The 21910-nt window shown below is 67.2% G+C and carries 15 protein-coding genes; 9 read left to right on the forward strand and 6 right to left on the reverse strand.

Annotated elements, in window-relative coordinates; translation table 11 throughout:
- The first annotated feature begins 108 nt into the window (after positions 1-108).
- The 5 genes from SPHI_RS12290 (at position 109) to SPHI_RS12310 (ending at position 5966) form a co-directional block, all read left to right on the forward strand.
- Entirely contained in the window at positions 109-834 is a 726-nt protein-coding gene (locus SPHI_RS12290; RefSeq protein ID WP_076745248.1) for a TetR family transcriptional regulator, read from the forward strand.
- A 42-nt stretch (positions 835-876) separates the two neighbouring features.
- On the forward strand, positions 877-2394 hold the full coding sequence (locus SPHI_RS12295) for an AMP-binding protein (protein WP_076745249.1): 1518 nt from the start codon (positions 877-879) through the stop codon (positions 2392-2394).
- Positions 2391-3755 carry a spinster family MFS transporter gene (locus tag SPHI_RS12300; RefSeq protein ID WP_076745250.1) on the forward strand — a complete coding sequence of 455 codons (1365 nt, stop codon included), beginning with the start codon at positions 2391-2393 and terminating at the stop codon, positions 3753-3755. The genes SPHI_RS12295 and SPHI_RS12300 overlap by 4 nt, the downstream gene beginning before the upstream one ends.
- A 30-nt stretch (positions 3756-3785) precedes the next feature.
- Positions 3786-4568 (forward strand): SDR family oxidoreductase, encoded by a 783-nt coding sequence (locus tag SPHI_RS12305; protein ID WP_076745251.1) that lies wholly within the window; start codon positions 3786-3788, stop codon positions 4566-4568.
- A 138-nt stretch (positions 4569-4706) separates the two neighbouring features.
- The gene (locus tag SPHI_RS12310; protein ID WP_076745252.1) at positions 4707-5966 is read left to right on the forward strand and encodes an acetyl-CoA C-acetyltransferase; all 1260 of its coding nucleotides are present in this window, start codon (positions 4707-4709) and stop codon (positions 5964-5966) included.
- A gap of 228 nt (positions 5967-6194) precedes the next feature.
- Here the strand turns inward: SPHI_RS12310 and SPHI_RS12315 are convergent, their stop codons facing one another.
- From SPHI_RS12315 to SPHI_RS12340, 6 genes are all read right to left on the reverse strand, one after another.
- Positions 6195-8006, reverse strand: a complete 1812-nt coding sequence (locus SPHI_RS12315) for an AMP-binding protein (RefSeq protein ID WP_076745253.1) — start codon at positions 8004-8006, stop codon at positions 6195-6197.
- Positions 8007-8259: 253 nt separating this feature from the next.
- Complete coding sequence (locus tag SPHI_RS12320) at positions 8260-8805, reverse strand: DUF4142 domain-containing protein (protein ID WP_076745254.1); 546 nt, start codon at positions 8803-8805, stop codon at positions 8260-8262.
- A 54-nt stretch (positions 8806-8859) separates the two neighbouring features.
- Positions 8860-9714 carry a manganese catalase family protein gene (locus tag SPHI_RS12325; protein ID WP_076745255.1) on the reverse strand — a complete coding sequence of 285 codons (855 nt, stop codon included), beginning with the start codon at positions 9712-9714 and terminating at the stop codon, positions 8860-8862.
- A gap of 226 nt (positions 9715-9940) precedes the next feature.
- Positions 9941-10123, reverse strand: coding sequence for a hypothetical protein (locus SPHI_RS12330; protein ID WP_076745256.1), 183 nt, complete (start codon positions 10121-10123; stop codon positions 9941-9943).
- Entirely contained in the window at positions 10120-11286 is a 1167-nt protein-coding gene (locus SPHI_RS12335) for a PepSY-associated TM helix domain-containing protein (protein ID WP_076745257.1), read from the reverse strand. The genes SPHI_RS12330 and SPHI_RS12335 overlap by 4 nt, the downstream gene beginning before the upstream one ends.
- Positions 11287-11423: 137 nt before the next feature.
- On the reverse strand, positions 11424-12149 hold the full coding sequence (locus SPHI_RS12340; RefSeq protein WP_076745258.1) for a haloacid dehalogenase type II: 726 nt from the start codon (positions 12147-12149) through the stop codon (positions 11424-11426).
- A 160-nt stretch (positions 12150-12309) separates the two neighbouring features.
- Here SPHI_RS12340 and SPHI_RS12345 point away from each other — a divergent pair, with 160 nt between their 5' ends.
- The 4 genes from SPHI_RS12345 to SPHI_RS12360 all read left to right on the forward strand — a co-directional run.
- Complete coding sequence (locus tag SPHI_RS12345) at positions 12310-14970, forward strand: M1 family metallopeptidase (protein ID WP_076745259.1); 2661 nt, start codon at positions 12310-12312, stop codon at positions 14968-14970.
- Complete coding sequence (gene purT, locus SPHI_RS12350; RefSeq protein WP_076745260.1) at positions 14970-16136, forward strand: formate-dependent phosphoribosylglycinamide formyltransferase; 1167 nt, start codon at positions 14970-14972, stop codon at positions 16134-16136. Before SPHI_RS12345 ends, purT begins: the two co-directional genes overlap by 1 nt.
- Positions 16133-16594 carry a YaiI/YqxD family protein gene (locus SPHI_RS12355; RefSeq protein WP_076745261.1) on the forward strand — a complete coding sequence of 154 codons (462 nt, stop codon included), beginning with the start codon at positions 16133-16135 and terminating at the stop codon, positions 16592-16594. Before purT ends, SPHI_RS12355 begins: the two co-directional genes overlap by 4 nt.
- Positions 16595-16683: 89 nt before the next feature.
- Positions 16684-21910 (forward strand): alpha-2-macroglobulin family protein (locus SPHI_RS12360; protein ID WP_076745262.1); only part of this gene is annotated, 5227 nt, incomplete at its 3' end.

Below are 21910 nucleotides of genomic sequence, written 5' to 3' on the forward strand. Positions count from 1 at the left end.
TCGCCGGGTAATGGCGCTGCGTCATCGAACAGGAGGGGCGATGATTTCCGAACCGCAATCGTCGCGCGGCGGGAACTTCTCGTGTGCCCGCCGTGCGGACATAACCGCATGAGCGGGCGTCTGCTGCAGCAATCGCGCGCTGCGCTCGCCAGCGTTGACAGCGATGCCCTTGCAGACGCCGCGCGCCAGCCGAACACGCGGCCAAGCCCTTCGGGACGCGGCGTGTTGCTCGACGCAGCCCGCGACCTGATGATCGAGAGCGGCAGCAGCGATGTGTCGCTCCACGCGATCGCGCGCCGTGCCGGCGTGACGGCGCCGCTGGTGAAATATTATTTCGGCAGCAAGGAGGGTTTGTTGACCGCGCTGGTCGAGTCAGACACTGCAAGGTCGCTCGAACAGCTAGACGGTTTGCTGAGCCTCGACGTCACGCCGACGCAAAAGCTGACGCTGCATGTCACCGGCATCATCCGCACCTATGCGCGGCACCCGTATCTCAACGGTCTGCTCAACCGGCTGGTTCGCGAATCGGGGACCGAAGCGTCCGACCGGATCAAAGCAAGCTTCGTCGAGCCGCTGATCCATGCGCAACGCCGCATTATCGAGGCCGGGATCGCAGCGGGGGAATTTCGCCCGATCGACCCCAATCACGCCTACTTCCTGATCGTCGGCGCGTGCCAATATCTGTTCGCGACGCGCGTGCCATTCGGCAATCTGATGAATGGCGCGCCGTCCCAGGACAATTTTGTCCGCACCTACACAGCTGCCGCGGTGGATTTCGTGCTCCAGGGCCTCGCCGCGAGGCCCGGTTCTTCCCGGTCATCCAACGAACGATAAGGCAGCAACGCTGCCGATCGCAAACAAAGCAGAGGATCGTTCATGCACCCGCGCCGCTTTGCCGCCGCAACGCCCGACAAGCCCGCCTATGTGATGGCGGGCAGCGGGGAGCAGGTAACTTACCGCGAGCTTGAAACGCGCGCCAATCAGGTTGCGCACTGGCTGCGTGGGCTTGGCGTGAAGACGGGGGACGTGGTTGCGCTGATGGCGGAGAACCACCCGCGCTTCTACGAACTGGTGTGGGGCGCGCAGCGGATTGGGGCGCATTATCTGGTAATCCCGACCGCGCTGACCGAAGGTGAAGTGTCGTACATCCTGCGCGATGCCGAGGCGCGCGTGGCGATCCTGTCGGCAAGGGTGCTGGAGCGGCTGGGCGAGCCGGCTCTGCCGTGTCCGGTGGCCCGGCTCGACGATGCGCTGATCGCCGCCATCCGCACATCGCCGGAAACTCCGGTGGCGGACGAGGCGCCCGGCACGGACATGCTCTATTCGTCCGGCACCACCGGATTTCCCAAAGGGATCAAGTCGCCAACGCCCGCCAGCTTCGACCATGCGCCGCGCGCCGTGGAAATCGGGTCCTGCTTCTTCAGCTATGCGCAGGACAGCGTCTATCTGTGTCCCGCCCCGCTGTATCATGCCGCGCCGCTGCGCTGGAGCTTGGCGATCCACCGGCTCGGCGGAACGGTGGTGCTCATGGAGCGGTTCGATGCCAGCGACGCGCTGGCCGCGATCGAGCAGCACCGGGTAACGGTGGCGCAAGTGGTGCCGACGCATCTCGCGCGCATGCTTGCGCTGCCGGAGGCAGAGCGCGCGCGCCATGATCTTTCCTCGCTGCGATCGGTGTTCCACGCCGGCGCGCCATGCCCAATTGGGCTCAAGCAACAGGCGATCGGCTGGCTGGGGCCGATCATTGGCGAATTCTACAGCGGCACCGAAGGCGTGGGGCTGACGGTCGCCACGTGCGCGGACTGGCTGGCGCGGCCGGGCACCGTGGGGCGCGCAGTGCAGGGCGAAATCCGTATCTGTGGCGAGGACGGGGAGGAATTGCCGGTGGGCGAGGAAGGGCTGGTGCGCTTCGCCAATCCGAACCCGTTCAGTTACCACAATGATCCCGCGCGGACGGCAGCTGCGTACAACCAGCATGGCTGGCCGACGCTGGGCGACATCGGGCGGGTGGATGCCGAGGGCTATCTATTCCTAACCGATCGGGCGAACTTCATGATTATCTCGGGCGGGGTGAACATATATCCGCAGGAGATCGAAAATCGGCTGTTGGAGCATCCCGATGTCGCCGATGTGGCGGTGGTCGGCATGCCGGACGCTGAGATGGGCGAGCGTGTCGTCGCGCTTGTCGAGCCGCGCGTGTGGCCCGCGGCGAACGAACCTGAGCTTGCTGCCAAGCTGGACAGGTTCGCGCGCCAAGGGCTCAGCGCCGTGAAGGTGCCGCGCCGTTATGTCTTCCGATCGACACTCGAGCGAACGGACGCCGGAAAACTGGTCAAGCGGCGGTTGCGCGATGCGCTGATCGCCGAAGACAGCGCTGGGGAGATGGCGGCATGAGCAGCGCAACACACCCGCTGGCGCAGGTCGCCGAGGCAAAGGCCGACACGGTCGCACCCGCGGCGACGCATGACTTCCCGCTGCCCAGCGCGGCGGCCGCACGATACAGCGTGTGGCTGCTGACCGTCATCTACATGCTGAACTTCGTCGATCGGCAGATCGTCAACATTCTGGCCGAGCCGATCAAGCGCGATCTCGGGCTGGCGGATTGGCAGCTTGGCGCGATGACGGGCCTCGGCTTTGCGATGTTCTACACCACGCTTGGCATCCCAATGGCGCGGCTGGCCGAGCGCTATCACCGCGGGCGGATCATCGCCGGCTGCCTGGTCGTTTGGAGCGGGTTTACCGTGGTGTGCGGCATGTCCACGACGTTCGTTCAGATCCTGCTGGCGCGGATCGGCGTCGGCGTTGGCGAGGCAGGATGTACGCCATCGGCACAGTCGTTGATCGCCGACAGCGTGCCGGTGAACAAGCGCGCGTCGGCGCTCGGCACCTTTTCGATGGGCGTGCCGGTGGGATCGCTGGCGGGGCTCGTGCTCGGCGGCATCGTCGCACAAAGCTATGGCTGGCGTGCGGCGTTCATGGTCGCCGGTGCGCCGGGCATCCTGCTCGCGCTGATCGCCTTTGCGACGCTGCGCGATCCCCGCCCGAGCAGTACGCCCGCATCGCGCGCCAACCTGCTGCCGCTCAGCGCAGTGCTGGCCCAGTTGCGCCAGCAGCCGGCTTTCTGGTGGCTGGCGGCGGGAGCGGCGATCACGTCATTCGTGGGCTACGGCCAGCAAGCGTTCTACGTGTCCTTTTTCCTGCGCAACTATACGCCGGAGCTAAGCGCCGCGGCGCAGAGCGTTGGCTTTGCCGGGCCGCTTGCCTTTGTCGGCGTGGCGCTGGGCATCGTGCTTGGCGTGTCAGGTGGGATCGGCACGTTGGTGGGCGGCCGGCTGGGCGATCGGTTCGTGGCAAAGGACGCGGGAGGTTACGGCATGGTAGCGGCAATCTCGATGCTGCTCGCCGGCCCCTTGCTTGCCGGCGTGTTCTTCGCGGGAAGTGGGCTCACCATCCTGATGCTGCTGATCGTGCCGCTGTTCCTGAAGAACATGTGGTTCGGCCCGGTATTCGCCGGCATTCAGGGGATGATTCCGCAGCGGTCACGCTCCACCGCGACCGCGATCTTCCTGTTCGTGCTGAACGCGGGCGGCCTGGGGCTTGGCGCGCTGCTGACCGGCCTGATCAGCGACCTGTTCGCGAGCAGCTATGGCGAGGCGGAGGGGGTGCGATATGCGCTGGTCGCGACCTCGCTGATCTCCTTCCTGTCCGCTTTCTGCTTCTGGCGCGCCGCCGTGGCGATGCGCCGTGGCGCGTGAGCTTTTCTTCGACCAACAAGGGATATCGTCATGCAGATTACCGCTGATACTGCCGCCGTCGTGACTGGTGGCGCTTCGGGCCTGGGCCGTGCCAGTGCGGAGGCGCTCGCCGCCGCCGGCGTCAAGGTCGCGATCTTCGACTTGAATGAGGAAGCGGGACAGGAAGTGGCCGAGGCGATCGGCGGCGTGTTCTGCCACGTCAACATCATGAGCGAGGACTCGGTAAACGCCGGGTTCGAGAAGGCGCGCGCCGCGCACGGTCAGGAGCGCATCCTGGTTCACTGCGCGATGGCCAATCGCAAGGGCAAGACAGTCGGCCGCAACAAGCAGACTGGCGAGTTCACGCGCTTCTCGACCGAGGATTTCGCCTTTGCCACGGACGGCATCCTGATTTCCAGCTATCGCATGGCGTCGCTCGCCGCGTTCGGCATGGCGAGCCTCGATCCGTTGGAGGATGGCGAGCGCGGCACGATCATCATGACGTCTTCGGTGGCGGCCCAGGATGCGCAGATCGGGCAGGTCGCTTATGGCGCGGGCAAGTCGGGCGTGAACGGCATGGTGCTGCCAATGGCGCGCGACCTGATGGACCTCGGCATTCGCGTCAACGCGATCATGCCGGGGATTTTCGGCACGCCGCTGCTCGGCAAGCTGCCGCAGCAGGTGTTCGACAATCTCAACGCGTCGGTGCCGTTCCCCAAGCGGCTCGGCAAGCCGGAGGAATATGCGTCGCTGGTTCTCGAACTGGTGCGCAATGCCTATTTCAACGGACAGTCGATCCGGCTCGACGGCGCGATCCGCATGGCGCCGCGGTGACGCTCGGATAAACAATTAGGGTAATCTGCTCCGTTCGTCCCGAGCATTGTCGAGGGACCCTGCCGCGAACGGTATCGCGCGCGGCATGTCCCCTCGGCTTCGCTCAGGACGAATGGCGGTCTTCAAGGACACGATCACATGACCACCGCCTATATCGTTGACGCCGTCCGCACCCCACGCGGGGGTGGGAAGTTGGGCAAGGGAGCGCTGACGCACCTGCATCCGCAGCATCTGGGCGCCACGGTACTCAAGGCGCTGAAGGAGCGTAACCAGCTTGATACGTCCAAGGTGGACGACATCATCTGGTCGACCAGTCAGCAGCGCGGCAAGCAGGGCGGCGATCTCGGGCGGCTGTCGGCGCTCTACGCGGGTTATGACACCAAGGCGTCGGGCGTCACGCTGGATCGCTATTGCGGCGGCGGGATCAGCAGCGTTGGCTTTGCCGCGTCGCAGATCATCGCCGGGTTCGAGGATGTCGTGATCGCCGGCGGCACCGAGATGATGAGCCACCATGCCGAGGCGGATTCATGGGAACAGGGCACCCCGTTCGCCCAGCTCGGCCGCGCCAAGGGCAATTATGCACTGTATGACGCGCATCCGATTTCGCACGTCGGCGTGGCGGCGGACGCGATTGCGGGAATGGAGGGGATTTCGCGCGAAGAGCTCGACGCGTTCGGAGCGGAGAGCCAGCGCCGCGCGGCGGTTGCGATGGCGGAAGGGCGGTTCGACCGCAGCGTCGTGCCGGTCTATAACGACGACGGCACGATCGCCCTCGACCGCGACGAGTTCCCCCGCCCCGGCACCACGGCGGAAAGCCTTGCGGCGCTGAAGCCCAGCTTTGTCGCGATCAACGACGTCGCCGCTTCGCCCGATGGCACGACGATGAAGCAGATGATCCAGAAGAAGTATCCCGACCTGGAGTGGGAGCCGGTGCATCACGCCGGCACTTCATCGGGCGTGGTCGATGGCTCGGCGGCGCTGTTGCTCGCGTCGGAGGAGGGGCTGAAGGCCAACGGCTGGAAGGCCCGTGCGCGGATCGTCACCGCGGTGAACCATGGCGACTGCCCGACGCTGATCCTCAACGCGCCGGTGCCCGCGGCGAAGAAGGCGCTGGAGCGGGCGGGGCTGACCGTCGACGACATCGACGTGTGGGAGATCAACGAGGCGTTTGCGGTCGTGACCGAGAAGGCGATCCGTGACCTCGGGCTCGATCGCGCCAAGGTGAACGTCAATGGTGGCGCGATCGCGCTCGGCCATCCGATCGGCGCGACGGGATCGATGCTGATCGGCACGGCGCTGGATGAGCTGGAGCGGACCGGTGGGCGTTATGCGCTGATCACGCAATGCGCGTTCGGGGGCATGGCGCCGGCGTTGATTATCGAGCGGGTGGGCGAATGACCTTCACGCGATAACCCGTTCGCCCTGAGCCTGTCGAAGGGCGTGCCAGGAGTGGTTTGCTCGCGTGGCACGTGCTTCGACAGGCTCAGCACGAACGGGAAATTGGGCCGTGACGTCTGCTCTCACCGTCATCCCCACGAAGGCGGGGATCCATATTCTCTGGCGGCAGCGATAGGGCCGCGCGACCTGCGTGTATGGATTCCCGCCTTCGCGGGAATGACGCTGGGCTCAATCGAGCAGGATCACGTCAGCGTCCGGCTCCGCCGCGTAGAGGCGTTCCACCTCCGCCGCACGCCGTGCCAGCACCGCGCGCTGGTTGATGTAGCCCTTCTCCGTGATCTCGCCGTCGCTGATGCTCGGTGGTTCGGCGAGGATCAGCAGGCGAGCGATGCGGCGCGACGAGCCGCCGGCCTGACGGTTGAACGCCGTCAGTGCCTCGCGCAGCTTCACCACTGCATCGGGATCATTGCCGGCCAGCCAGGCGAGGCCGCCGATGAAAGGGCGGTCCTGGCCGGTGATCACGAGATCGCGCAGGTGCGGGCTTGCGGCGGTGACGATCGCCGCGCGCAGCGTGCCGACCGAAACCCAGGTGCCGCTGGTGAGCTTGAAATCCTCCGAAATCCGGCCGTCAAAAGCGACGCCTTGCGATGGATCCTCGGGATCGACGAAGCGGGCGGCGTCGCCAAGGCAGTAATAGCCTTCCTCGTCGAAGGCCTCCGCGTTCTTTTCCGGCTCGTTGAGGTAGCCGGCCATCACCGATTGGCCCTTCACGCGCACTTCGAGCTTGTCGCCCACCGGCGTCAGCTTCAGCGTTACGCCGGGCACCGGGAGCCCGATCATGCCGACTTTGGTGGTGTCCCAATGGACGGTGGTGATGCCCTGCACCTCCGTGGCGCCATAAGTGGTGATGATCGGGATGGTGCGGCCGGTGACGTCCAGCGCGAGTTGCTGCACCCGATCGGCGAGATTTTGCGAGAGGGCCGCGCCGCCATAGGACATGTAGCGCAGACCAGGCAGCAGGTCGGCGGCGGCCTGGCGATCGTTCTCCAGCGCCGACACCAGCATCTCGAACGCAATCGGCGCCGAGCTGAACAACGGTGGCTTGAGTTCGAGCAGGTTGCGCAAGGTGGTCGCGAACTGGCCCGGCATCGGTCGGCCGTCGTCGAGGTAAAGCGTGCCGCCGGCCCAGATATTGTGATTGAAGCCGATGTTGCCGGCGCTGAGGTGGCTCCACGGCATCCAGTCGACGCTGATCGCGGGAAAGCGTTCGTCCGGATCGGCCATCAGGCCATGCCGCGCGGCGACCATGGCGGCCATCATGCCATGGGTCTGCGGCACCGCCTTGGGCATCCCGGTGGAGCCGGAGGTGAAAAGGTATTTTGCGACGGTGGAGTGGTCGAGCGCGCCGAGTGCCTCATCGAGCGCGGCCGTCGGCGGCGTGGCCGCGGCCTGATCGAGGCTGATGCTGTTGTTGGTGCCGTCCCCTGACAGGATCAGCATGTCGGGGCGCAGCGCGCGAATTTCGGCCAGCGCAGGAGCGAAGGCATCGCCCGACTGGACGAAGATCACGCGCGGCGCGACGGTGGCGAGGCAGTGACGCAACTTGGTGAAGTCGCTCGCGCCGAGGCTGTATGCCTGGCTCAATGCGGTGGAGGGCACGCCGGCGAGATAGCAGCCAAGCATCACCGCGGCATGATCGACCGAATTGCCCGACAGGATCATCACCCCGCCGGTGCCGCCCGCGCCGTGATCGAGCAGCCACTGACCGATCCCGCGCGCGCGCGTTTCCATCTCGGCGTAGGTCGGGCCACGCCAGGTGCCGTCCTTGCCGCGTTGCTGGATGAACGGATGATCGGGGCGCTCGGCGACGCGATCGAGGAACAGGTGCGCGATCGAGCGGGGCGTGTCGCGCATCACATAGGGGGAGCGCAGCAAGGTGCAGCCATCCTCGCGATGCTCGACCGTAACTGCCCGCTCGCTCCACGGCAGCGACATGGCGGTGATAGCGTCCTCAGGCGGTCGCACTTCTTTGCTGAGCATGTCAGCCCCTCTCCAATTTACGGTCGTTAAATTACCGGATTGGAGGGCTGTGGCAAGGGTTGATCGAACCGCCTCTGGCGCGCGCGGCGCCTGCTCGTTGGGTAGCCTGGATCTGTTCGGCCTCCGCAACGTTGGCCGCCATGAGTTTTTCCAGCAGCACATGAATGCCGGCCTCGATGGCCGGACCTGTTTGTTGTGCTGCACAACGAAGGTGATGCGGGAACGTCGGACCTCGACGTTCCCGCATCCCGGATTACATCCTCTTGCCGCCGGCCGCCTTGAGCATCCGCTCGGCAGCGGTGAGGTGCTGCTGCACGATCGGCACCGCTTTCTTCGCGGAAGCACGCAAGGGTGCCTGGTCACCGCGGGCGCCATAGCTCCGGTGCAGATCGAGCGCCGCCTGGTGAGCGGGAACCTGCTGCGCCAGATAGATGCGGTCGAAATCGCCCGGGGCCGCAGTTTGCAACTCGTTGATCGAGCGGGTCGCGCCCGGGTCGAGTGCTGGAGGCGGCGGGGTCATGCCGGCCTTTTGCGCCGCGGCCATGGTGGCGGCCGTGGTCTTCTGGTGATGCTGGATCAGCATCTGGGCGTAGCGCTTCACCGCCGGGTTCTGCGCCTTGTCGACCGCGATCTGGCTCGAGTTGATCTCGTACAGGTCGCTCTTGCCGGCCGCCATGACATAGGGCTGCGCCTGCATCTTGGCTTCGGGCGGCGGCGGCGGCGGCGGGGTCTGTGCGGCGACGGGAAGGGCGGTGCCGGCGAGCGCCAGCGCGAGGGTCAGGCTCATCGTCTTGGTCATGGTTCTCTCCTGTTATAATTGGGCCGGCCGCAGCTGCGGCCGGCCGCCTGCTGCTTACGCGATCTGCTTGTCCTGAGCGGCGCTGTCGGGACGTGCCGGCCCGAGCACGGGTTCTTCGCCCAGCGGCTGGTTCTGGAACACGGTGAACTCGCCGCGGCCATCAATCGTCGGGCCGCTGGTCCAGCGACCTTCGGGCACCGAGCCGTCCGCGGCGGTGGCGTAGAAGTTGTAGTTGTTCTGCTGGTCTTCCATTTCCTGCGGAAAGGAATTGGGGATCGGCAGGTTGGAGCCGGGGCCGCCAAGCTCCTCAAGCACCGCCAGCCATTGCTGCTGGTGCATCGTGTCACGCGCGATCATGTAGTGGAGCATCTTCTTCATGCCCTCATCCTCCGCGGCGTTGAACAGCCGCACGGCTAGAACCCGGCCGGTGCTTTCCGCGGCGACGTTGCTGTACATGTCGGCCGCGATGTTGCCGCTGGCGTAGATGTGGCTCATGTTGAACGGCACGCCATCGGAATCCATCGGCATCGCTGACAGTCCGCTCGACAGCAGGTTCTTGTGGATCAGGCCCTCGATTGACGCCTTGGCGCTGCCGCCGCCCATTACTGCGCCGACGATGCCGTCAGCCGCGCCTTCTTCTTGCACCGAAGCGGGGGCCGTCTCCAGGTTCAGCGCAACCGCGGTGGCGAGCATTTCGATATGCCCGATCTCCTCGGTTGCCGTGTGGAGCAGCATGTCGCGATATTTGGACGTCGGTGCGCGATTGCCCCACGCCTGAAAGAAATATTGCATGCAGACGCGGATTTCGCCCTCCACGCCGCCGATCGCCTGTTGAAGCATTCGGGCGAAATTCGGGTTGGGCTTCTCCACTACCACTGGGTATTGGAGCCGCTTGTCGTGAAAATACATGCTTGATCTCCGGTAATGTTCGATAAAGCCAGGCAAAGCTCAAAGACCTGATGCCCCCAACAAACAATTGCCGGAATGGTCGCTTCCGTAACGGCCGCTTCTATCCGTTTTCTTCGTAACATGGATCAAGGGTGCCGATCATCAATGTAGATCGTGCGCGCCTTAGAATTCCGTCGTTCCGGAATGGAAATGATGTTGGTCGCGCCTCGCTGGGGCGTGCCGCGTTTCAGCTCAGCCGCGTCTTGATCGCCCAGACGGTGGCCGTCACTGGCGCCGCGAGCCCGGCCCAGGATACGGCGTCGCGCCATCCCTCGCCGGTAAGTGCGCAGACCAGCCCGACGACGCTCGCCGTAGCAATAAGGAGCGGCGCCGCGAAAATCTGCCCGAGTGATTGCGGCGGCCGCTTCATCGCGCCAGCCCCGCCGTGCCGCCCGTCTCGACCTCGCGGGCAAGCGCGTCCGGCGAGGCGCGCCGCCGCCCCAGCCACAGATACAATCCCGAACCCAGGATGACGATCGTGAAGACCGTGAGCGCAGCCCACAACAGCTTGAGCGGAAGCCCGCCATAGTCGCCGAAGTGGAGCGGCTGGGACAGCGCGAGCGCCGCCGCATACCAGGGCATTGGGCGTGAGTCGGTGAAGGTGCCGGTTTCGGCGTCGATCAGGGCAGAGGTGAGCAATCGTTCGGTCAGTGGCGTATCGCCCTGGAAGAACACGGCATAATGATGCGCCGAGCTGAAGGCGCCGCCCGGAAACCCGATGAACTGCGGGTTGTACCCGGGCAGCGCCTCGCGCGCGGTGGCCATGGCCTTGTCGAGCGAGCCATATTGCGAGGGCGGCAGCGCGCCGCGCCCGGCATAGGCGCGGGTCATGCCGGCAAGCTCATTCGCCTGCCACATCTGGTTGATCGGCGTCGCCAGCGCGTTGATCACCCCGGTCAGCCCGACCACCACGGTCCAGGCGAGCGCCACTACGCCCAGCAGATTATGATAATCGAGCCATTTGACCCGGCGACTGCGCGTGGCGCGCAATGTGCCAAAGGCGAGCTTGCGCATGAACGGCGCGTAGAGCACCACGCCCGACACGATTGCGGCCACGAACAAGACGCCCATCGCGCCGAGGAACAGCATGCCGGGCAGGCCGAGGAACATGTCGGTGTGAAGCTGGAGCAGGAAGGGCATCACGCCCGTTTCATCCAGCGTCGACGTCAGCTTTCCGGTTGAGCGATCAAGCACCAGCACCGTCATCTGATTCGTGGGGGAGTCCGGACGGGGGGCGGTGGTGATCGTCATCAAAGGCTGTTCGTTGTCGAAAGCCATGAACGCCGGCACCTCGCCCGGCCGCTGCTTGAGCGCCACCGCCAACATCGTGTCGAGCGGCAGCAAGCTGGCGCTCGTTCCGGACGAGCCCACGCCGGGCGCGCCGACCTGTGGCTGCCCCTCGATCAGCCGGTCGATTTCGTCATGGAAGATCAACGGCAGCCCGGTGAGGCACAGCATCAGCAGGAACAAGGTGCAGATCAGGCTGGTCCATTTGTGGACCAGGAACCAGGCGCGGATCGTCCCTCGTGTCATGCTCTTGTGCGAACCACCGGTAATGAGAACAATTCGCAACGTCGCTAGGGCCACTCATGCGCGTTGGCAACGCTGGCAATATGTGCTTCGCTGACCATGTGACAGCAGCAAGCATTGCCGCTGAAGGTCGTTTGTCCTCAACAGCCCAGCTGCATCGCCAGCGCGATCAGACTATCTCCCGACCATTCCCAATCCTGCGCGAGATGCGCGTCCGGCGCGGCTCGCCCGCCATATTCCTGCGGTCGCGCCACAAAAGCGGTCTTGAGTCCGCACGCGCGCGCTGCCGCCAGATCGCTATGATGCGCCGCCACCAGGCACACCTCGCCCGGCGCCAGCCCCAGCACTTCGGCCGTGCCGAGATACGCGCGCGGATCGGGTTTATACGCCTTGGTCACTTCCGCCCCGAGGATCGCGTCCCAGGGCAACCCGCCGCGCCGCGCCATCTCCAGCATCAGCGCGATGTTGCCGTTCGACAGCGTAACGATCGGGAACCCGCGTTTGAGCCGCGATAATCCTTCCACCGAATCCGGCCACGGCGCCAGCCGCCGCCAGGCGAAGGTCCAATCCTGCAGCAGCGCCTCATCCACGGTGGCGGGATCGATCCCCTCGGCGCGCAGCGTGTCGTCCAGCATCTCGCGATGCAGCACGTCCAGCACGGTAAAGGGGCGCCCCGACTTCGCAAACGCGCGCATCCCGCTCAGATAGCGCGAACGCCACGCGTCGGTGAACGCCGCCGGATCAAGGTCCCCGCGTCCGATCCGATCCAGATAACCCGCGGATCCGGCGGCGATGCTGGTACGCCAATCAACCACCGTGCCAAACACGTCGAACGCGAGCACCTTGGGCGGCTGCGCATCGGCCATGAAGCTATCTCCACTTCTCTCGCGGGTCCCGCTCGGCGCACCGCTGCCGCTGGCGTAGGATGGCAGCTCTTCGCTGTCGACGCCCGACAAGCGCGGCTAGCGATCTTGCCGCCGCCAGCCCGCGGTCCTACGCCTGCGCCAACACCGTCACGGAGCTTCCATGCGCGCCATCCTTCTCGCCACAGTGGCATCCCTCCTGTCCACCGGCGCATGGGCGCAGGCGCAACCCGCAGCGCCGGTCGCGATCACCGCCGATCCGGCCGCGCCCAAGGGTCGGCTTTCCGATGCGGCCACGCCGACCGCCTACCGCCTGGATTTCACCATCCGACCGTCGATGGAGACCTTCTCCGGCCATGGCGAGATCGATGCTACGGTAAAAGCGGCGACAACACGCCTCTACCTTCACGGCCGCGACCTGGCGGTGAAGGCATCCGCACGCGTCGCCGGCAAGACCATCCCTGCCACCTTCACGCAGGTCGACAAGACCGGCACCGCGCGGCTCGATTTCGCGCAGCCGCTGCCGGCCGGCACGGTGACGCTGGTGTTCGACTGGACTGGCAGCTTCGGCGACAGTGCCTCGGGCCTTTATCGGATCAAGGTCGCCGACCAATGGTATAGCTGGACGCAGTTCGAATCGATCGACGCGCGCGCCGCTTTCCCAAGCTTCGACGAGCCCGGTTTCAAGACGCCCTTCACCGTCTCGATCACCACCGATCGCGGATCAAAGGCGGTCAGCAACGCGCCCGAAACCGGCGTCACCCGCGTCGGCGCGCTGGAAAAGCACCAGTTCGCCGCCACCCGCCCGCTGCCGACCTATCTCGTCGCGCTGGTCACCGGCCCGTTCGTCCACGCCATGGCGACGGTACCGCCAACGCCTGAGCGCGCCGCGCCGCTGCCGCTCGGGGCTGTGCTGACGCAGGCGCACAAGGACAAGACGGCCTACGTCCAGGCCGAAACGCCGCGCATCGTCAGCCTGCTGGAGAAATATTTCGGTACGCCGTTCCCGTTCCCCAAGCTCGATCAGATCGGCTCGCCGGTGATGCCCGGCGCGATGGAAAATGCCGGCGCCGACATCTACGGCGACGGGATCATCGCGCTCGCCCCCGATGCGCCGGTGTCGCAGAAGAAATTGTTCGGCATGGTCGTCGCGCATGAGCTTGCGCATCAATGGTTCGGCGATCTCGTCTCCCCGGTGTGGTGGGACGATCTGTGGCTCAACGAGAGCTTCGCCAACTGGATGGGCTTCCGCATCGGCGGCGAATGGCGACCCGAGCTCAACATCGGCGTCGGCGGGCTGGAGGAAGGCTTCACCGCGATGAACACCGATTCGCTGACGGTCGGGCGTCCGATCCATCAGCCAATCGCCGAGAACAGCCAGATCGATTCCGCGTTCGACGGCATCACTTACGGCAAGGGCGGCCATGTCATCGCGATGATCGCCGCCTATCTCGGTGACGAGAAGTTCCGCGATGGCGTTCGCCTGCACCTCAAGCGCCACCCTTATGGCAATGCTGCTACGCCCGATTTCTTCAAGAGCCTCGCCGATGCCGCGCAGGATCCACGCGTCGTCACCGCCATGCAGAGCTTCGTCGATCAGCAGGGCGTGCCGCTGATCTCGCTCAAGCGCCAGGGTAACCAGCTCGTCGCCACCCAATCGCGCTACACCTTCATCGGGCAGCAGCAGCAGCCGACCAAATGGACGGTGCCCTTCTGCTACAGCGTCGACGCGACCCGCGCCTGCCAGTTGCTCGACGGTCAAACCGCGACCTTTGCCGCACCGGCGGGCACGGGCGCGCTGATGCCCAACGCCGGCGGCACCGGCTATTACCGCTTCGATCTGGAACCGGCCGAATGGGATCGTCTGATCGCAACCTTCGCGAGCCTGCCCGGCGCGGAGGCGATTGCCGCGAGCGACAGCCTGTGGGCCTCGTTCCGCGCCGGTCGCGCCAGCGCCGATCGCGTGCTCGCGGGCACCGTGGCGATGGCCGGCAACGCCGATTCCAACGCCGCGCTCGATGGGGGTCAGCGGCTCGCTGGGCTTCACCGCCGCGGCGTAATCCCGGCGACCGCGGTGCCGGCCTATCGCGCCTTCCTCGATCGCACCTTTGCGCCGCGCCTCACCGCATTAGGCTTCGATCCGGCGGCGGGTGCCCACGCGTCGGATGATCCTGATCGCCAGAAGCTGCGCGCCGACATCGTCGCGCTGCTCGCCGGCGAGGCGCAGGACAAGGCGCTGCTCGCCAAGCTCGGCGGGGCGGCCGAACGCTACCTCGGCGGTGACAGGGCCGCGCTCGACGTCACCTATCTCGGCGACGGTTTCGGCGCGATCGTCCAGGCCGGCGGGCTGCCCGCGGCCAAGCGGATCATGGAAGTCGGCCTCGCCAGCGAGGAGCCGGTGGTGCGCGACGCCGCGTTCGGCGCGGTGGCCGATAGTGGCCGGGTGGATGTCGCCACTTGGTTCTTCGGCTTCGATGACAAGCGGCTGCGGTCGCTCGACCGCGCCAATCTCGCCCAACGGCTGGCGCAAGGGCCGGGCACCGTGGAGATCACCGGGGACTGGTTCATCACCAACATCGACAAGGTGCTGAACAGCGCGAACGGTATCTTCGCGGGCCGCATCGCGCGCACCTTCGCGCTGCAATGCGGGATCGATCGCGCGGCGAAGATCGATGCGGGGGTCGGCAAGCAGATCCGCGCGGCCGGCGCCGGCGTGCTCGATTACGATCGCACGCTGGAGAACATCCGCCTGTGCGGCGCGCTGCGTGACGCCAAGTCGGCGGAACTCGGCACCGCGCTCACCCGCGCCGTGGCGAAACGCTGATGACTCACACCGCCAAAATCCTGCTGCTCGGCTCGGGCGAGCTTGGCCGCGAATTCACCATCTCGGCCAAGCGCCTCGGTGCCTATGTGATCGCCTGCGACAGCTATCCGCGCGCGCCCGCGATGCAGATGGCGGACGCGGCGGAGGTCTTCTCGATGCTCGACGGCGACGCCCTACGCGCCGCGATCGCCAGGCACCGCCCCGACTTCATCGTCCCCGAGGTGGAGGCAATCCGCACCGAGATCCTCGCCGATGTCGAGGCGGAAGGGATCACCGTGGTGCCATCGGCCCGCGCCACGCAGCTGACCATGAACCGCGACCGCATCCGCGATGTCGCAGCACTGGAGCTCGGCCTTGTAACCTCGCGCTACCGTTATGCGGAAAGCCTGGAAGAAGCGCGCGATGCCGCCACCCACACCGGCTTCCCCTGCGTGGTGAAGCCGGTCATGTCCTCATCGGGCAAGGGCCAGAGCACCGTCCGCGACGCAGAGGAACTCGACCGTGCCTGGGCCTACGCCGTCGACAACATGCGCGGCGACCGCCGCCGCGTGATCGTCGAGCAATTCGTCGCCTTCGATTACGAGATCACGTTGTTGACCGTCCGCACCCGCGACGGTGTGCGCTTCTGCCCGCCGATCGGCCACCGCCAGGAACGCGGCGACTATCAGGAATCGTGGCAGCCCGCCGCGATGTCGCCGCAAGCGCTCGCCAAGGCGCAGGACATGGCTCGCAAGGTGGTCGACAATCTCGGCGGCTATGGCCTGTTCGGCGTCGAGTTCTTTGTCGCGGGCGAGGAGGTGATCTTCTCCGAACTGTCGCCACGCCCGCACGACACCGGCATGGTCACGCTGATCTCGCAGGGCCTGAGCGAATTCGACCTCCACGCCCGCGCGATCCTCGGCCTGCCGGTGCCGGAGGTTGCGCTGCTCGGCCCCGCCGCCTCCGCGGTGATCCTCGCTGACCGCGATGCCACCGCTTTCCGCTACGAGTGCGTTGCTCAAGCACTCGCCACCCCCGGCGCTGACGTGGACCTGCGGCTGTTCGGCAAGCCGACCACGCGCCCCTATCGCCGCATGGGCGTGGCACTCGCCCGCGGTGCCGACACCGACACCGCCCGCCGCATCGCCCGCGAGGCCGCCGACGCCGTCACGATCGTTTACGAGTGACGGCGGTCCGGATCCTGGTCGACGCTGATGCCTGCCCGGTGAAGGAGGAGATCTATCGGGTTGCTTATCGGCTGGAGGTGCCGGTCACGATCGTCAGCAACGCACACCTGCGCGTGCCGCAGCACCCGCTGATCGAGCGCGTAGTGGTCAGTGATGGCTTCGACGCCGCCGACGACTGGATCGCCGAGCGCACCGCCGCCGGGACAGTGGTGATCACCGCCGACATCCTCCTCGCCGACCGCTGCCTCAAGGCCGGCGCCGCGGCGGTGATCGCGCCCAACGGCAAACCCTTCACCAGCAGCTCGATCGGCAATGCGGTGGCGGTGCGCGCGATCATGAGCGACTTGCGCGCCGGCGGGGACCGCATCGGCGGCCCACCCCCGTTCGGCAAGGAGGACCGGTCCCGCTTCCTCTCTGCGCTCGATACCGCGCTGACCAGGCTGAAGCGCCGCCCCTAGTCCTCCCATCTGCGATGGAGAGGATCGCAATGCGCTGGACATAAAGTGCGCCGACATTAGCCTGCGTTGATCCACAAGGGGGCGGGTGAATGAAACCGACGGTAGGTTTTGCGCTGTTGGCCCTGCTCCTCGCCCCCACGTCGGTGGCCAGCGACAGCAGCCCGCAGGTCGTGCTCGCCACGCCGGGTGGAGCCGGCGGCGCGATCGACCGCTTCACGATCCGCTTCAGCCAGGCGATGGTCCCGCTCGGCGACCCGCGCGCCGCCGCCCCGATCGCCGTCACCTGCAGCGTCAACGGCGAAGGCCGCTGGGTCGATCAACAGACCTATGTGTGGGAGTTTGCCACCGCATTGCCCGGCGGCACGACGTGCGAGGCGAAGACTCGCGACGGGTTGAAAAGCGCCAGCGGCTACGCCCTCGCGGACACGCGCAGCTTCACCCTCGACACCGGCGGGCCGACGGCGCGCGCGGTGCTGCCCGGCACGCGCGAGGAAATCGAGGAGGACCAGGTCTTCCTTGTCGCCGCCAACATGCCCGCGATGCCGCAGTCGATCGCCGCCAACGCTTATTGCGCAGTCGACGGCCTCGGCGAGAAGATCGCGGTCGACGTGCTCCCCGCCGACACCCCCGGCAAGCTGCTGGCCGAACTCGGCAGCGATCGCTGGGAGGCGCGCAACTTTCTCGAAACCGCCGGCCTCCCCACTACCATCCCGGCTGCCGCCGCCGATCGCCAGAAATCGCTCGCCAGCGTCACCGCGCTCAAATGTCGCCGCGCGCTCCCGCCCGGCCGCGACATGGCGCTGGTCTGGGGCGCGAACATCATCGGCGCGGGCGGCAAGCGCGCCGGCGCCGACCAGCGTTTCGACTACACCGTGCGCAAGCCGTTCACCGCCCGCTTCGAATGCGGCCGAGTCGGCCCGCAGGCGGGATGCAGCCCGGTCGAAAAGGCGCATGTTCGCTTCAGCGCGCCGGTACCGATGAGCGAAGCGGCCAAGGTCCGCATCGAAACCGCCGACGGCAAGAGCATCGCGCCCAAGTTCGAGGATAGCGACAAGCGCAACGCCACGATCTCCGACATCACCTTCGCCGCGCCGCTCCCTGTCGCCACCACCGCGAAGCTCACCATCCCGGCCGGGATCAAGGACGAAAGCGGCCGCCCGCTCGCCAACGCCGAACGCTTCCCGCTCGACATCCGCTTCGATCAGGCGCCGCCGCTGGTGAAGTTCGCCGCCGGCTTCGGCATCCTCGAGGCGAAGCAGGGCGGCGTCCTCCCCGTCACCGTCCGCAACGTCGAACCCGAACTGCAAGGCCGCAACTTAGGCGTCAGCGGCCAGCGCGTCCGCGTCGCCCCCGACGACGGCGAGATCGCGCAATGGCTCCGCACAGTGGCGCAAGCCGACCGCACCGAGATCGAGGAGGTCGAGCGCGGCGGCGAGACGATCCGCATCAATCACACCGGCGAGAAGCCGATCCTCAAGGCCGGGCAGGGCGCCCCGATGCAGGTCGCGCTGCCCGGCAAGGGCAAGGATTTCGAGGTCGTCGGCATCCCGCTCGGCAAGCCCGGCTTCTACGTCGTCGAGCTTGCCAGCCCGATCCTCGGCCGCGCGCTGCTCGGCCGCGACACGCCGCGCTATGTCGCCAGCGCCGCACTCGTCACCGACATGGCGGTCCATTTCAAATGGGGCCGCGAGCGCAGCCTCGCCTGGGTTACCCAACTCTCGGACGGCAAGCCCGCCGCCAATGCCGAGGTGCGCATCACCGACAGCTGCACCGGCAAGTTGCTCGCGCGCGGCGTCACCGATCGCACCGGCGGCCTGTTCGTCCCCGCCGGCCTGCCCGAGCCGGAAACCTATGGCGGCTGCGACTATGACAGCAGCCCGCACCCGCTGATGGTCTCCGCCCGCCGCGGCGACGATTACAGCTTCACGCTCACCGAATGGGGCGAGGGCATCCGCCCGTATGATTTCGATCTCCCCTACGGCTATTCGGCCCGCGGCGAGACCGTCCACACCCTCTTCGATCGCGCGCTCGTCCGCGAGGGCGAGACGATCCACATGAAGCACATCCTGCGCCGCCCGGTCGGCGCCGGCTTCGCGCTCGCCCCCGGCGTGCGCGGCACGCTCAAACTGTCGCACCGCGGCTCGGACACGCAGTTCGAGCTGCCGCTGGCGATCGACGCCAACGGCATCGGCGAGAACAGCTGGACCGCCCCGCAAGGCGCGCCGATGGGCGATTACGACCTGTCGATCGTCGCCGAAGGCCGCACGATCGAGACGAGCCAGTCGTTCAAGCTCGACGAATATCGCCTGCCCACCATGCGCGCGACCGTCACCGGGCCGAAGGCAGCGGCGATCCGCCCCGCCAACGTGCCGCTCGATCTCTACGTCGGCTATCTCTCCGGCGGCGGCGCCTCCAGCCTGCCGGTCGACCTGCGCGTCGGCTGGTTCGCCCGGACCGCCACGCCCGAGGGCTACGAGAATTTCACCTTCGGCGGCCGCACCGTGCAGGAGGGCGTGCGCCCCCTGAACGGCGACGGCGAGGAGGAACGCACCGAACTCCCGCCCACGCAGATGCTCCCCGCCCGACTCGGCGGCGACGGCACCGCGCGCCAGACGATCGAAGTCCCGCAGTCGCTCGACGGCTCGGCCGACATGCAGGTCGAGATGGATTATCAGGATGCGAACGGCGAAACGCTGACCGCGTCGCGCACCATCCCGATCTTCGCCTCGGGCGTGCAGCTCGGCATCCGCACCGACGGCTGGCTGATGAAGCAGGACGATCTGCGCCTGCGCTTCGTCGCGCTCGACACCGCGGGCAAGCCCATCAAGGGCCAGAAGATATCGGTCGCGCTCTACAGCCGCGAGATCCTCACCGCGCGCCGCCGGCTGATCGGCGGCTTCTACGCCTATGACAATCAGATGCGCACCACCAAGCTGGATGCATCCTGCACCGCGACCACCGATGCACAGGGGCTGGCGCAGTGCAGCGCCGACCCGGGCGTCGCTGGCGAAGTCTATGCCGTCGCCACCACCACCGATGCCGACGGCAACGTCGCGCGCGCGGTGCGCAGCGTGTGGCTGGCGGGCGACGAGGATTGGTGGTTCGGCGGCGACAATGGCGATCGCATGGACGTCGTCCCCGAACAGCTCGCCTACAAATCGGGCGAGACCGCGCGCTTCCAGGTCCGCATGCCGTTCCGCGAGGCGACCGCGCTGGTGACGGTCGAGCGCGAAGGCGTGCTGTCGAGCTTCGTCACGCAGCTGTCGGGCAGCGACCCGGTCGTCTCCGTCCCGCTCGACGGCGCCTATGCGCCCGACGTCTTCGTTTCGGTGATGGTGGTGCGCGGCCGTGTCGAAAGCGGCTTCTGGACCTGGGTCAACCGCATCGCGCGCACGCTCGGCCTGTCCAGCACGCCGGACGAGGCGCAGGAGCCGACCGCTTTGGTCGATCTCGCCAAGCCCGCCTACCGCATGGGCGTCGCCAAGATAAAGGTCGGGTGGGAGGCGCACCAGCTCGCCGTCGCGGTCAAGGCCGATCGCGAGCGTTACGCCCCGCGCGATACCGCCCAAGTCGCGGTGCAGGTGCGCAAGCCCGATGGCAGCCCCGCGCGCTCCGCCGACGTCGCCTTCGCCGCGGTCGATCAGGCGTTGCTCCAGCTCGCCCCCAACGACAGCTGGAACGTCCTGTCCGCGATGATGGGGGAGCGCCCGCTCTCCGTCCTCACCGCTACCGCGCAGACTCAGGTCGTTGGAAAGCGCCACTACGGCCGCAAGGCGGTCGAGGCCGGCGGCGGCGGCGGCGACGCCTCGGGGCTCAACCGCGAGAACTTCCAGCCCGTGCTGCTGTGGCGCGGCCGCGTCGCGCTCGACGCGCAGGGCCGCGCGCGCGTACCCGTGCCGCTGTCCGAAGCGCTGTCATCGTTCAAGCTCGTCGCCATCGCTACCGATGGCGCGAACCTGTTCGGCACCGGCACCGCCGACATCCGCACCGCGCAGGATCTGTCGCTCTATGCCGGCCTGCCGCCGATGGTGCGCACCGGCGATACCTATGCCGCCGCCTTCACGCTGCGCAACGGCTCCGCCAAGCCGATGACGGTGACGGCGAATGTCGACGTCTTCCCCCGCGTCGCCGCCGGCCGTCCGTTGACGGTGACGATCCCAGCGGGCGGCGCCAAGGCCGTCGCGTGGAACCTCACCGCGCCCGAGGGCCACGATCGCCTGCGCTGGCAAGTCAGCGCGCGCACTTCCGATGGCCGCGCCGCCGATCGCCTGACCGTGACGCAGGACGTGATTCCCGCGATTCCCGTGGAGATCTGGGCCTCGACGCTCGCCCGCATCGGCGCCGGCTCGCAGATCCCGATCACCGCCCCCGCCGGCGCCTTGCCGGGCCGCGGCACCGTTTCGATCCGCCTCGACGACAGCCTCGCCCCGCCGCTGAAGGGCGTGCGCGATTACATGGCCGCTTACCCCTACCAGTGCTTCGAACAACGCCTGTCGCGCATCGTCGTCCACGGCGACGCCGCCGGCTGGGCGGCCCTCGCGGGCGAGATCCCGACCTATCAGGCACCCGACGGCCTGCTGCGCTACTTCCCCGGCAACAGCCTCAACGGCTCCGAAGCGCTCACCGCCTATGTCCTGTCGATCACCGGAGAGGCCGGCCTGTCGATCCCCGACACCGCCCGCACCCGCATGATCGAGGCGCTGAAGGCAGTCCTAGACGGCCGCCTCCGGCGCGAGGATTACGGCGACGTCCGCCTCCAGCGCGTCGCCGCCTTGTCCGCGCTCGCCAGAGCCGGCGCCGCAACGCCCGCGATGCTCGGCCAGATCAGCCTCCCGCTCGCCGAGATGCCCACCGCAACCCTCGCCGACTATCTCGCCGCGCTCGATCGCATCCCCGGTCTCGCCAACGCGCCCGCGTTGCGCGCGGAAGGCGAAAACATCCTGCGCACCCGCCTCGTCTATGAAGGCACCCGCCTAGACCTGTCGGATCAGGGCAATCAGTCCTGGTGGCTGATGTCCTCGGGCGACGAAGCCGCGATCAAGGCGACGCTCGTCACGCTCGGCCGTCCCGGCTGGCAGGACGATGCGCCGCGCATGATGGTCGGCACCTCGCTCCGCCAATCGCGCGGCCATTGGGACACGACCACCGCCAACGCCTGGGGGACCGTGGCGGCCCGAAAGTTCGCCACGCTCTACCCGGCGGAGGCCATCGCCGGCACGACGATGCTAGCCTACGGCCCACGCCGGACCGCCAAAGCCTGGCCGCTAGCGTCGGAGCAGCGCACTGCGAGCTTCCCGCTTCTCGCCACCCCCACCC

Source organism: Sphingomonas jeddahensis (assembly GCF_001981525.1).
GTDB classification, from domain to species: Bacteria; Pseudomonadota; Alphaproteobacteria; order Sphingomonadales; family Sphingomonadaceae; genus Sphingomonas; species Sphingomonas jeddahensis.